The sequence below is a fragment of the Streptomyces sp. NRRL S-118 genome (assembly GCF_000716335.1).
In the GTDB taxonomy this organism is placed as follows: Bacteria; Actinomycetota; Actinomycetes; order Streptomycetales; family Streptomycetaceae; genus Streptomyces.
The window spans coordinates 1-12,413 of sequence record NZ_JOBL01000256.1 but is presented as its reverse complement, the minus strand read 5'-3'; the positions used below and the strand labels follow the sequence as shown (position 1 = coordinate 12,413).

The window sequence follows — 12,413 nt, the reverse complement described above, 5'->3', positions numbered from 1 at the left end:
TTCGGCCACTTCTCGTCCTCGCCGGCCGCTGGCCGGTACAGCCGCGCTGAGCCGACGCTCTTCAGCCTGGGGAGCAGGTTGAAGCCGAGCATGTGGGCGAAGGCGAACCCGACGATGGAGGCGCCGTGCGTGTCGGTGTACTGCCGGTCGATCTCCACGTCCGTGCAGTGCCGCAGTACGCCCTCGATCATCGCGGCGACCTCGGAGGCGGAGCAGGACTTGAGCTGGCTGTAGACGCACAGCGACTTCTTCTCGACGTGCCAGTAGATCATCACGCCGGGCCCGCGGTACCGCTGGTGCCACTCGGTCATGAAGTTCGAGCTCCAGGAGCCGAACTTCTTGGAGTCGCTCGCGCAGGCGGTGCCCTCGCCCCACCACGCGGCATCGCGGGCGGCGAAGGTGGCGTTGACCAGCCGCACCAGCGCCGCGCGCATGTTGGTCCGGTTGACGAACAGGTGCCGTACGCGGCGCAGGACGGCCTCGCTCTCGCCGTGCTTGCCGGTGACCGCGACGCGCTTGATGCCCATGTTCGTCCCGAGCGCGAACAGCACCAGCAGCAGCCGGCGCCGCAGCACCGCCTTCGGGACCGCCTCCCTGGTGGCGACCGAGGTGAATTCGCCGGTGAAGCCGGTGGCGAACTCGGCCTCCTTGAGGATGTCGATCAGGTCGATTGTGCCCCAGCGGCGTTCGATCTCAGCCTTCAGCGCGACGAGGTTCTCCGGCTCCTCCTGCTTGCCCAGCGGCGAGACCTTGATCCACGGCTCGCCGTGCTTCTTGACGATGTCCACCCCGCCCGTGGTGCCCAGCTCCAGCGCCGCATCGAAGCGGGTCAAAGCCTCGCGCAGCCCTTTCTCCAGGGCCTCGATGAACTTCTCCGGGTCCTGCGGCTGGCGGATCGCGTCGTAGTGCACATCGCGGTTGTCCTCGAAGTCCGGCGGCAGTCGTTCTCCGGGTTCTGCCACCGGTTCGCGCCCGGCACCCAGATCTCCCGCCGCCGCAGCGCGTCCCGCAGCGCCACGACACGCACAGCTCGTACGGGATGCGTTCGACCCGGCCGCGCTCATCCACCACCGCCTTGCGCCACTCCTCGCGCACCACCCCGGCCAGCGGGATCTTCTCCGCCTCGTCGAAGAACGCACCCTCCTTCGCGATGGGTTGGTCCAGGTAGCGCTTGAGCAGATCGATGGCGTCCATCACCGGCCGGTAGGCGGTGTTGTTGCACTTCAGCTCCAGCACGTTCAGCAGCGGCGAGAGCATCCGCCGCCAGTGGCCCGAGTACGACGAGCGCAGCACCGTCCGCACCCGGGCCCGGTAACGAGCCTCGTTCGCCGCGGCCTCCGCCGCCAGCGCCTTCAGCGTGGACTCCCCGGCCACCGGATAGATCACCTTGCGGACCGTGCCGCGGCTCCGCGACGGCAGCCTCCGCCAGCCGCAGCAGGATGCCCTCCTTGCCGCGGACCCGCTTGAGCTCCTTGGTGAACTCGCCCTCGACCTTCTTCTCCGCCCGCGTGTTGATCTTCTGCACGAGCTGGATGAACAGCTCCACCAAACGAGTCGGTGATCTCCGTCTCCCGCACATGGCACAGCGTCGACAGCAGCGTGTACCGCACCGGCCCGGCCGCCGCCCGCAGGTCCGAGGGATACTCCTTCGCCGCACGCGCCCGCCAGGCCGCCACCAGCTTCCCCGACACGTCCGCGAACAGCTCCGGCGGCAGCTGAAGCCCGCGCACCCGCTGGAGCTTGTTCACTCCGCCAGCAGGCTGTCCAGCCCCAACGCGCCCGGGTCCGCCTTCAGCTCGGTGAAGAACGTGCCCCCGCCGCCCGCGCTGTCCGCGTCCGCGCCGGCGTCCTCGGCGATCAGGTCGTCCAGCCGGGACCGGGTCGCCGCCGACAGCCGGCCCACGGTGGCCGCGCAGAACCGCTCCTCGAAGGTGCTGACCGCCGAACCACCAGCCGGGCGATACGCCCCGGCGTCGGCGGCTCCAGCCGGTCCTTGCGGCAGCGGGCCACCACGGCCTCCGCCAGCCGGTCCCGGTTCAGCTCCACCCCGCACAGCTCGACCGCCAGCCACTCGGCGAGCTGGGCCTGGTCCTCCTCGGCGCACTCACGGAAGCCGAACGCGCCCCGGATCTCCATCCGGTGCCGCTTGATCGCCCGCCCCGACCAGTCGTATGCGGCCCACTCCTCCGCGGGCACCTTCACCTGCTGGGCGACGTACGACACCGCCGGCGCCGGGATCTCCCCGGCGTCCTCCGGGAACAGGGCCTCCACCTCGAAGAACTTCAGCAGCAGTGCGAACCCCAGCCGGTTCGCTCCCGACTTGTTCCGCAGCCGCTCCTGGTCCTCCTCCAGCAGCGTCCAGACCTCGATCAGGTCTTCCGGTTCCCACTCCTGCCGCACCACGGGCTCCTTCCGGTCGTCATGACCGGACCAACCTGGCCGAGCACGGCATCCGATGAGCCCAGAAGATCCAAAACACTGACAAGCGCACCCCAGATCCGCTACAGAGAGCTACTTGTCACTTCGTGGCAGCTTCGGGAGAACCGGGCCCTGTCGGCCGTCCGGACGTGGATGCCGGACGACAAGAAGCCGGGCACCAGCCTGGCCCGGGCGATGCTGCGGGAGTACCGGAAGAACTGGAGCAAGCGCAAAGCGCGTCAAGAAGGCCCCACCGATCACGGCGGCCACCGATACCGTGGTGAGTAACGCCAGTTCTGCGCCGGTATGGAGTGCGTGGGGCAGGCCTCATCCCCCGGATGACGGGACCGCAGTACGGCCGGGGCTGCCCCCACCCCCCGGCGCGCCGCGCCCGCCCGACCCGCGCCCCCTTCCGCGGCGGCCCCGCCGCGGAGCGCGGCCGCCACGCGCATCAGGCGAGTGATCCCTCGGCAAGGTGTATAGGAGTCGGCCCTGCGCCGGGTCGCTCCTCGCAGGCGGCGGACTCGTCCGACAGATCCCGCTGGGGCGTCCGGCGCTCATGGGGGGATCCGTTGATGATCGAATACGGGCATAGGATGGCGCTCGTGGAGAACATCGGGGCATAGATCGAAGAATTGGTGAAGGAAGCTGAACGGCTGATCCGCGATCAGGTGTGGGTCCTGTCGTTCGACGACCGCACCGTCGCGGCGAAGGCCGCTGCCGATCTGCTCGCCGCCGTGGGCAACCCGGAGTCCCAGCAGAGCTTGCCTGAGGTCGACCGGCTGGAGCATTTGCGGGAAGCGCTCGCTGCTGTGGCCATCGCCTGACGCCACTCGCCCGGGCAAGCCGGGTGGTGCCGTGCTCGTCACGGCCTCGGGACATCCGGCCGCTTGCCGGGCCCCGGAGCCCGCTTGCGACGGAGTGCGTCAACGTCTTGCGCCGGTAAGCGCACACGCCCGCCTCCCGCAGAACCCGAAACGACAAGGCGCCCCCCATCGTGCTGGTGTGGGGCGCCTTCGTGCACGCCCGTTCAGACAACCCCGAGTTCCTCCAGCACCGCGACCCGGTCCGCGGGGAGCATCGCGCGGCGGGAGCGCTGGTTGGACAGCCATACGCCGAGCTTCACCGCGCGTTCCTGCCCCTCGTGCACAGCGTGTTTGACGTGACCCCGGCTGACGCCCGTCAGGGTGCCCTCACGGGCCAGGTACGCGCGGGCCGCTGCCACCCCCCGCTCCCACGCGGCTGCCCGGCCGCCGCCGGCCCGCGGCGTGGTGGGGGCCGGTTCCGGCGCCGTGACGCCGAGCGCGCCCAGCCGCTCCCGCTGCGCCTCGACACCGGCGTCGCGCTGGCCACCGAGCTGGGGCAGTTCAGCGCCGGCGGCCGAGCCCTATACGACCCGCGCCCCGGCGACCCCGGCCGCTGGGACTGGACTGGCGACACGCCCTGACCGTCGCCGGGCCGACTCGCCCACCAGTCCGACCCGGGGCACGCTGGGAGGCGTGAGCAGCGCGCCGATCGTCGTGCACCGGCCCTCCCGTTCTGGCGGCCGGAGAGTCACCGTGCACTGGCACGGCCGGGACGAGATTCTCGGCACCGCCTACAGCGACCACGACCTGGTCGTCTTCCTCGAGGGCGCCGGTATCACCGAACCCGATGCCGTCCTGGATGACCCGCGGTGGGTGGAGTGGCGCGACGGGCCTGCTCATCAGTTCAGTGCCGCCTGATGCGCAGGGATGGCGGCGCTGCCCCGGGCCGGCCTGTCCATCCGCAGTGGCTGCCCAGGGGCGGCAGGGCGCGGTCGGCCGGGGCACCGCTGGCGACCGCTGAAGGCGGCCTGCCGTGCGCGGGCGGGTGGCGGCCGTGGTCGGGCATGTCAGCGGGCTGATGGCTGCCGTGCGGCCGTCCGGGCCTTCGGGGATGCGCAGGCCGCATACCCCCGCCGGTATCAAGAACTCTGAGGAGGGGGAAGGACGATGAGGTCGAACGTCCCGTTGGTCACCATGACATTGTGTCCCTGGCTGGCAAGGACAGCCCTCACCGCTGTGAATACAGCCGCCTGTGTGTTCTGACCCGAACGGTCGAGAGGCCCGGTCAGTTCGGCGGATCCGCCCAAGGGGGTCCAGCACACCATGGCTCCCGCCGGCACCTGGACCACTCGCATGCTGGGCGCCCCGCTCTCATCTCCGTCCACCAGGCTGAAACCTGCCCGCAGCAGCTCACGCCTCACCCGGCATACCAGCTCCTTGTGCGTGCCACTCATGTCGCCCATCCGTCTCATATGGACCTGCAAATGGGCCGCTCGCCAGATTATCCCCGCATGTCGACTGCTCTCACCAGCCAAGGTCTTCCTCGCCCCTTGGCGCAGGGTGTCGTCGCGTGCAGCGTCCCTGCCGGGTTTGCTCTCAGGCCGCCCAGCAGGGTGCGATCGACGAACCGCCGGCAACTCGGCCCAGTGATCACCGAAAGGCGAAACGTGACGGCCTTCGTGCGGCTGTTTCCGTGAAGCTCGTCGTCGGGTCGGGTGCGCTGAGGCGTTTGGGTACAGTGCCTGGGTGCTGACTGTCTGGTCGGCGCCTTCCTGGGGGGGATGAACGAGACGAGGGTTATGCCCGAGCAAGCGAGCCTGCCTGCGATAGCACCGAGCGGGCCTGTGGCCGCGTCGGCCGAGGCGGCGCGGATGGCGGCGGTGCGCCGTTACGACATTCTCGATACCCCTCCGGACGGCGCCTACGACAGAGTCGCAGCGCTGGCCGCGCGTCTGTTCGAGGTGCCGGTGGCGACGGTGACGATCGTGGACGAGGACCGGATCTGGTTCAAGGCCACGCACGGCCTGGAAGGCGTCACCGAGATCGGCCGCGACCCGGGCCTGTGTGCCTCGGCGGTCCTGACCAATGACACCACCGTCATCCCCGACACCCTGCTCGATCCGGTCGCCTGCTCCAACCCCCTGGTCGCCGGCCCGATGGGGGTGCGGTTCTACGCGGCCGCTCCGATCATCACCGCCGATGGGTATCGGCTGGGCACGGTCAACGTCCTCGACACCCGCCCCCGCGAGATCAGCAAGGCGGATTCGGCCACGCTCGCGGACTTGGCGGCGGTGGTTTTTGACCAGCTTGAGCTGCGGCTATCGGCGCTGCACGTCGTGCGCGCCGAACAGGAGCGCCGCAAGATCGAGCAGGAGAAGCGCCAGGCGGAGGAAGAAGCCCGCAAGCGGGCGGAGCGGGACAAGGCGGCCATCGCCGCGTTCGCCTCCACCCTGCAGCGCACCCTGGTGCCTCCCGCTCTCCCCGCGGTACCGGGGCTGGAGCTGGCCTGCCACTACAAGACCGCCTCCCCGCAGGAAGTGGGCGGCGACTTCTACGACGTCTTTCCCATCGGCGCAGGCCGGTGGGCGTTCTTCGTGGGCGATGTGTGCGGCAAGGGCGCCGAAGCCGCCTCGGTCACCTCACTGACCCGCTACACGCTGCGGGCCGCAGCCCTCGTCGACGCGGACCCGATGGCCGCGCTCAAAGCCCTGAACGCCGCGCTGCTGCTGGACGCGGCGGTCGGCACCCGCTTCTGCACCGCCATCTTCGGCCTGCTCGACCCGGCCCGGGACGGCGGTTTCACGGTCACCCTGGCCACCGGCGGCCACCCGCCCGCCTACCACCTCAGCCCCGCCGAGACCGGCGGTGTACGGGTCGAGGCGGTCCGCGCCAAGGGCGGCATGCTGGTCGGCGCGTTCCCCGAAGCCGCCTTCGCCTCAAGCACCCTGCATCTGGCACCCGGCGAGGGACTGCTGCTCTACACCGACGGGCTGACCGAGGCACGCACCGCCGATGGTGACATGCTCGCCGACAGCGGTCTGGCGAACTTCCTGGCCCAGCGACCGGCCCCGCTCGCTGCTGGCGCCCTGATAGACGACACCGTCGCACTCCTGGACACCCTCCCCGACACCGAACGCGATGACGTGGCGCTGCTGGCCCTGTCCGTCCCCACCCTCGATGCCGCTCCCACCGGCATCACCACCACCGCCCACAGCGCCGCCGCCCCGACCGCCGACGTCCCCGTCGGGCAGGAGAACCGACGCCCATGACCGACGCCTTCCACATCGACGTCCTGCACACCGACGGCGCCCTGGCCGTGATCGCACTGGCCGGTGACTTCGACATCACCACCGCACCCGCCGTGCGGGCCCGCGCCCTGGAACTCATGGCGGCCGGGCACCCAGACCTGGTCGCTGACCTGTCGGGCGTCACCTTCTGCGACTCCTCCGGGCTGGGTGCCCTCGTCGGCATCTGGCGCTGCGCCAAGGACGCTGACGGCTCGCTGACCCTGGCGGCCATCCCCGACCGGCTGAGCCGCCTGCTCAGCGTCACCGGGATGGACACCTTGCTGCCCACCTTTCCCAGCGCCGACGCCGCGCTTGCCGCACGCCAAAGCAACCGCACCACCGCCTGAAACCTCTCGCTCGCCAACGCGGCGCCGACAGCTGGCACCGAGGTCACACCGCTACGCGCCCTCGTCCGCCCACGTCTTCAGCCAGCCGACGACCGTCTGCCGGGTGGTGCCGTGCTCGTCACGGCCTCGGGACATCCGGCCGCTTGCCGGGCCCCGGAGCCCGCTTGCGACGGAGTGCGTCAACGTCTTGCGCCGGTAAGCGCACACGCCTGGCTCCCGCGGAACCCGAAACGACAAGGCGCCCCCCGCCGTTCTGGTGTGGGGCGCCTTCTTGCACGCCCGTTCAGACAACCCCGAGTTCCTCCAGCACCGCGACCCGGTCGGCAGGGAGCGTCGCGCGGCGGGCGCGCTGATTGGACAGCCATACGCCGAGCTTCACCGCGTGCTCCTGCCCCTCGTGCTCAACGCGTTCGACGTGCCCCCGGCTGCGCTCCCATGCGGCTGCCCGGCCGCCGCCGGCCTTCGGCGCCGCGCCGGGGGCGGGTTCCGGCGCCGTGACGCCGAGCGCGCGGCTCGCGGTGCCGGGACAGCACAACCCCGGCACCGCCCCTCCCGCAGCGGCTCCTGCGGACCTGGCCCAGCTGGCCTGGGCAGCCCGACGTGCCGGTGCCCTCGCTCCAGAGCGCGGAGGCGAGGGCACAGGGGCGGGGGCTGACAAGGCGCTCACCGGGTGGTGATCCCGCCCGGCGGTTACGGTACCGGCTCGTACACCACGGTGGCCCCCGGACACTGCGCGGCCGCGGTGGCCAGGGCTTGGCGCTCGGCGTCGTCGACGGTGAGCGCCCAGCGCAGCTTGGTGGCGGTCCAGTCGGCGAGGTACGCGCAGTGCTGGGCGGCGGCCGGCGGCATCCACTGGGCCGGGTCCTGGTCGGCCTTCGACCGGTTAGTCTTCGCGGTGACGGCGATCAGGGACCGCTCGGCGTCCAGGTCGTTGGCGTACGCCTGACGCCGCGCCGCCGTCCAGCCGCTCGCCCCCGAGTCCCACGCTTCCGCGAGCGGCACCATGTGGTCGACGTCCAGGGCCGACGCCGCGGTCACCTGCTGCTCGTCGTACATCGACCACCACACCCCGCCGGTGAGGGCGCAGCGGGCGCCGACGGTGGGCGGCTCGATCGCCTCGGCGATGAGGACCTCGGCGCGGGTGTTGCACCCGTCGCGGTCGGCGTCGGTCCAGTGCTTGAAGCTGCTGCGGGTGTAGCCGTCGCGGGACTCGGCGGCGCGCGGGAGGGAGGTGATGGCCTGGCCCAGCGGCATCGTCACGGCCGCGCGCGGCGCCGGGGCGGCGGTCGCGTGGGCCGGAGCGGTGGACAGGGCGGTCAACGGCAGCACGGTGAGCGCGGCCGCCGCGGCGGCATGGAGAAGAGGAGTGATCACGCGCCCCGGTCTACCGGCTCCAGCCACACACCGGGTCGATCGAGAAGGGTGCATCACTCGCGCGGGTCGCGGAATTCACCGGGTGAACGTTCCGCCCGGCCAGCGCACAGGGGCCTCGCGGAACACCCTGTGCAGACCGTCCAGACCCCGACCGGCTCGGCGTTCAGGGTGAGGCGGCCGCCGCGTCCCCGCTCGGAGTCCCGACGTCTGGCCGCCGCGACCGCTCATCCACGCCTCGGTGAACAGCGCGGATCGGCTTGGACCATCAAAGTCCCTTTCGCGTAGCTCTGCCCCGATGAGTACCACCGTCGCGCCTGGCGGTCGTCGTCCGCAGGGAGCGCGCCGCTGAGCATCCCGGCGATCTTCTGCCGGTCCGATTCCCGCGGGCCGGCTGCCCGGCTGCGCTGCTGCCGGGTCTGGAGGTACGACGCGAGCGCGTCCATTGAGATGTTGGTGTGCTCCTTGCAGTACGCGGCGATCAGCATGGACCCCGGCCCGGCCACCACTTCACCCAGCACACACCGACCCCAGATTACGGCGAACTCGACCTGTTGTGGGCCGCGCTTTCTTCCGTAGAAGACTGACTGCCTGACGCATGACATGCGGCGCTGGATAGGGTCGGCGGCAGCTCGTGCCGGTATGGAGTGTGCGAGTCAGGCCCGGTGCCCAGACGCCTCTGGGGGCAGTACCACCGGGCCGCTCCGCCACCACCATGCCGCGCCGCCTCGATCGCATGCCCGGGGGCCGCTATCGGCACCGGCCGCGGCGGGAGAGACTGCGGCAGTGACTGCTGCACCCCGCCGGGCGCTCGGACCCGGGCCCGATCTTCCCGAGCCACGGCCGCATGACTTGCGCGCCCGCACCGCTGCGGAGCGCGCCGCCGATGGCGACCGGATCCCCGAGCCGGCACCGCCCCAACGCCCGGCGCCCGGACGACGCCGCCGGCTCGGCCCCGGGCTGGCAGACCCCGGCACGCCGCCGACCTCTGCCCATGACCGAGCCTGGCCCGTAACCGACGGTACGACAGAGTCCCGGCACCTGTAGGTCAGGCTCCGGGACTCTGGTTGCACGGTCAGACGTTGGACCGGGGCCGGTCCGCTAGCAGCACTTCAACACGGGCCTGGACCCATTCCCGCAGAGGTCCGTCGGCGAGCGCCTCCATGAGAAGATCCGCCGTGAGGTCCGGGCTGATCCCGGCCTTGTTCGCCTCACTCGCGAGCCACCTGCTCAGCCACTCGATGTGTCCCGCGCTCAGGACCCAACCCGACGACGATGGAGCCGGGGCAGCGCCCGATCCGCTGGCGAAAGACCCCGCGTCGCTCATTCCCAAATTTGGGAATGAGCCGTCCTGGCTCTTGTGGACGACCGTGCCCGTCACCGGTTCACCCTTGCCGCTCCCAGCCTGCCCGGCTGGAGCGGTCGGAGCAGGCTTGCGTGGCGTGGCTGCGGGCGGCAGCTGCCGGGGGACGAACAGCGCCTCCAGCCACTCGGGCTCGGTGCCCGAGCGAAGGAAGTCGGCAAGGGTTGGCCGCTACGTCCGCGGTCGCCCGGCGTCCGACCTGTCGGCCGTGGCGGTGCAGTTCGGCATACCAGTGCACAACGGGTCCGGTGCCCTGCTTCTCGGCGACGTCGACCAGGGCGCGGACGTGCGAGTCAGGGGCGGGCCGCTCGCAGACATCGGAGAATGCTTTGGCCAGCGGCCACTCGCCGATCTCCCGGTAGGCGGCAGACTCGCTGATCCCGTCCCACTCGTCATTCAGGTACTGCTGCCGCGTCCGCTGCCCGTCCTAGCCCCGGTACAGGCGCCGCCGGAACGCAGCCTCCAGCGCCTTACCCCGCATCCACTTGGCGCTCTGATAGTGATCGCGGGCGGCGTGGATCCGCTCCAGGTCCCGTTGCTCCTTCGCGTCCAGGGGACCGGTGCGGTCCAGGTCCTGAGGCTCGGGGATCAGCTTGGGGACGAACGCGCGAGCCCGGTCCCGCCGACCGAGAGACACGTCCGTGCTCATGCGCCCCGCCTTCCAAGTCAGCGACTTTTGTGGTTCAGGCCCGTCAGGCATGGCTAGCCGATCGTCCAGTTCCTGAGAGGAGCGGAGGCTAGTCTTGGTGCGCCGCAGTGACGTCCGCGGGGAGGGAGTAGTCAGCGGTGCAGCCTCTGAAGGAACAGGACCCTGATCGGATCGCGGACTACCGATTCATCGGCCGCCTGGGGGAAGGCGGCATGGGCGTGGTCTACCTGGCCCGCTCCCCACGTGGCCGGATGGTCGCGGTGAAGACCATCCGCACGGAACTGGCAGCAAACCCGGACTTCCGGCTCCGGTTCGCAAAGGAGACCGCCCTCGCCCGGCAGGTCGGCGGGGCCTGGACGGCTGCTGTTCTGGACGCCGACCCTGATGCGGAACTGCCCTGGGTCGCCACCGCGTACGTCGCCGGGCCGACCCTGCACCAGGTGGTGGCCGAGCAGCACGGACCGCTGCCCGAGCACTCGGTGCGCGGTCTGGCCTCCGGCCTGTGCCAAGCCCTCGGCGACATCCACGCCGCCAGTCTCGTCCACCGCGATCTGAAGCCGTCGAACGTTTTGGTCACCATCGACGGGCCGAAGGTGATCGACTTCGGTATCGCCCGCGCCCTGGACTCCTCCAGCACAGGAGGCCTGACCTCCACCGGAGTGGTGGTCGGCTCACCCGGCTTCATGTCACCCGAACAGATCCGGGGCGAGAGCCTGACCGAGGCGAGCGACATCTTCTCCCTGGGCACGGTACTGGCCTTCGCCGCCTCCGGACGGCTGCCATTCAATGCGCCTGCGGGCCAGTTACACGCCCTGATGTACCGGGTGGTGCACGAACCGCCTGACCTCGCCGGCGTACCCGAGCCGCTGCTCCCGCTCATCAAGGACTGTCTGGCCAAGAACCCGGCCGACCGGCCGACCCTGGCCGAGCTGCGGGACAGGGAAAGGACGCAACACCGCTCGCTGACCCCATGGCTGCCGCCGATCTTGCTCGCCCGGCTGGGCCAGGAAGCCGTCCAGCTCCTCGACCAGGAGGACCCCCGCACCCGGATGTCCCCCGGCGCACAGGCAAATGCAGAGGTGATAGCCGCGGCCGGGGCCGTCCTACCCAAACCGCTCACCGCCCCGCTCACCGAGCTTTCCGGCAACCCCACGGGGCGCGCTGGCGTCAGTCAGGCGGGGCCTACAAAGCTCCGGCTGGCCGACGAACGCCGCCGCGCCCGCAGCCACGTGGACGTCGCTGACGGGTACCGGGTCGCCGTCTATTGGCTCCTCGCCCTCGTCGCGCTGACCTCCGTACTTACGGTCATCCACCAGCTCACCGTCTTTGAAGAACCGGACCGCCTGTATCCGTCTTACGACCGCTTTCCGGGCGCAGACGATCTTTGGGGGAACCTGGTCTTCGTAGATGAGTGGAGCAACCCCGCTATTCATCTCCTATGGGAAGCCCAGCACCTCTTCGGCGCAGCACTGGTCGTGTGCTGGCTCATCTGGTTTGCTCGCGTACGCGCCACCGCCGAGAAGTTCGCGCCGGGCCGCCTGCGGTACCGCTCCTCCATGGCGGTGATCGGCTGGTTCATTCCGCTTGCCAACCTCTTCCTGCCGAAGCAGATCGCCAACGACGTCTGGCACGCCTCCAGCCCGCCCGGCATGGCCCCCGCCCCAGCCCGTGTGCTGAACGCCTGGTGGACGCTGTGGCTGGCCACCTTCCTGACCTGGCCCCTCTTCTGGACCCCCTGGACATCGCTGCTCATCGAGCACACCCCCACGCGTGCGATGGACGCGAGTCTCCTCTATCGATACGAGTTCGGGGCGGAGACCTGGTTCAGTCTCATCGCGCACGTCCTCGTTGTGCCAGCGTCCGCCGCCGCGGCCCTCTACATTCGCCGGCTGACCGCCATGCAGGCCGCCAAACTGAACACCTGACCACTCGGCACGCCCGCTCATCCGCATGCCGGCGGTGTGATGGTGGTGCGGCGGCCGCCCATCAGGCAACGGGAATGGCTCCGACGCCTGGCCACACGGAGCCGGTCCGCCTGGCGGTAAAGGCAGGGATGATCAGTCGATCGTCCAGCCATGCTCTTTAGACCGTGTCCTATGTGGTGAGGCGGACGAGCCGTTTGTAGCAGCACAGGGCGGCGGCGAGGCCGAGAAAGGCCAGGTAGTTGCGGGG

The 12,413-nt window shown here is 70.5% G+C and carries 14 protein-coding genes; 6 read left to right on the top strand and 8 right to left on the bottom strand.

Going from position 1 to position 12,413, the window contains the following annotated elements; genetic code table 11:
* The coding region (locus IH00_RS41600) for a Tn3 family transposase (protein ID WP_158827646.1) at window positions 1-962 on the bottom strand (962 nt) is incomplete at its 3' end.
* Window positions 963-1,557: 595 nt separating this feature from the next.
* On the opposite strand from IH00_RS41600, the gene IH00_RS42575 reads away from it, so the two are divergent.
* Window positions 1,558-1,719, top strand: a complete 162-nt coding sequence (locus IH00_RS42575) for a hypothetical protein (RefSeq protein ID WP_158827644.1) — start codon at window positions 1,558-1,560, stop codon at window positions 1,717-1,719.
* Window positions 1,720-1,744: 25 nt separating this feature from the next.
* On the opposite strand, the gene IH00_RS42570 is transcribed toward IH00_RS42575, so the two are convergent.
* Together IH00_RS42570 and IH00_RS38730 are read right to left on the bottom strand one after the other, a co-directional pair.
* Complete coding sequence (locus tag IH00_RS42570; RefSeq protein WP_158827642.1) at window positions 1,745-1,903, bottom strand: hypothetical protein; 159 nt, start codon at window positions 1,901-1,903, stop codon at window positions 1,745-1,747.
* The gene (locus IH00_RS38730) at window positions 1,858-2,400 is read right to left on the bottom strand and encodes a DUF4158 domain-containing protein (RefSeq protein WP_052411146.1); all 543 of its coding nucleotides are present in this window, start codon (window positions 2,398-2,400) and stop codon (window positions 1,858-1,860) included. The genes IH00_RS42570 and IH00_RS38730 overlap by 46 nt, the downstream gene beginning before the upstream one ends.
* Window positions 2,401-3,056: 656 nt before the next feature.
* On the opposite strand from IH00_RS38730, the gene IH00_RS0103010 reads away from it, so the two are divergent.
* Window positions 3,057-3,245, top strand: a complete 189-nt coding sequence (locus IH00_RS0103010) for a hypothetical protein (RefSeq protein ID WP_052411145.1) — start codon at window positions 3,057-3,059, stop codon at window positions 3,243-3,245.
* A 203-nt stretch (window positions 3,246-3,448) separates the two neighbouring features.
* Here IH00_RS0103010 and IH00_RS42565 read toward each other — a convergent pair whose 3' ends face one another.
* Window positions 3,449-3,730, bottom strand: coding sequence for a helicase associated domain-containing protein (locus tag IH00_RS42565; protein ID WP_267882539.1), 282 nt, complete (start codon window positions 3,728-3,730; stop codon window positions 3,449-3,451).
* Between the two features lie 187 nt (window positions 3,731-3,917).
* Here IH00_RS42565 and IH00_RS0103000 point away from each other — a divergent pair, with 187 nt between their 5' ends.
* The 3 genes from IH00_RS0103000 to IH00_RS0102985 all read left to right on the top strand — a co-directional run bounded on the left by IH00_RS0103000 (window position 3,918) and on the right by IH00_RS0102985 (window position 6,858).
* Entirely contained in the window at window positions 3,918-4,142 is a 225-nt protein-coding gene (locus IH00_RS0103000) for a hypothetical protein (RefSeq protein ID WP_031069216.1), read from the top strand.
* A gap of 926 nt (window positions 4,143-5,068) precedes the next feature.
* Window positions 5,069-6,493 carry a PP2C family protein-serine/threonine phosphatase gene (locus IH00_RS0102990; RefSeq protein WP_234334750.1) on the top strand — a complete coding sequence of 475 codons (1,425 nt, stop codon included), beginning with the start codon at window positions 5,069-5,071 and terminating at the stop codon, window positions 6,491-6,493.
* Window positions 6,490-6,858, top strand: coding sequence for an STAS domain-containing protein (locus IH00_RS0102985; protein ID WP_031069210.1), 369 nt, complete (start codon window positions 6,490-6,492; stop codon window positions 6,856-6,858). Before IH00_RS0102990 ends, IH00_RS0102985 begins: the two co-directional genes overlap by 4 nt.
* Window positions 6,859-7,141: 283 nt before the next feature.
* Here the strand turns inward: IH00_RS0102985 and IH00_RS43770 are convergent, their stop codons facing one another.
* The 4 genes from IH00_RS43770 to IH00_RS0102955 all read right to left on the bottom strand — a co-directional run bounded on the left by IH00_RS43770 (window position 7,142) and on the right by IH00_RS0102955 (window position 10,241).
* Window positions 7,142-7,402 (bottom strand): helicase associated domain-containing protein, encoded by a 261-nt coding sequence (locus IH00_RS43770; protein ID WP_234334749.1) that lies wholly within the window; start codon window positions 7,400-7,402, stop codon window positions 7,142-7,144.
* A 146-nt stretch (window positions 7,403-7,548) separates the two neighbouring features.
* Window positions 7,549-8,232: an HNH endonuclease family protein gene (locus IH00_RS0102970; RefSeq protein WP_031069207.1), complete on the bottom strand. Its 684-nt coding sequence runs from the start codon at window positions 8,230-8,232 to the stop codon at window positions 7,549-7,551.
* A gap of 224 nt (window positions 8,233-8,456) precedes the next feature.
* A complete protein-coding gene (locus tag IH00_RS0102965; protein ID WP_158827636.1) occupies window positions 8,457-8,750 on the bottom strand; it encodes a hypothetical protein in 294 nt (97 codons plus the stop codon).
* Between the two features lie 1,269 nt (window positions 8,751-10,019).
* Entirely contained in the window at window positions 10,020-10,241 is a 222-nt protein-coding gene (locus IH00_RS0102955) for a hypothetical protein (protein ID WP_031069201.1), read from the bottom strand.
* 137 nt (window positions 10,242-10,378) lie between these two features.
* On the opposite strand from IH00_RS0102955, the gene IH00_RS43765 reads away from it, so the two are divergent.
* Window positions 10,379-12,166, top strand: coding sequence for a protein kinase domain-containing protein (locus IH00_RS43765; RefSeq protein WP_052411143.1), 1,788 nt, complete (start codon window positions 10,379-10,381; stop codon window positions 12,164-12,166).
* Window positions 12,167-12,413: the final 247 nt, after the last annotated feature.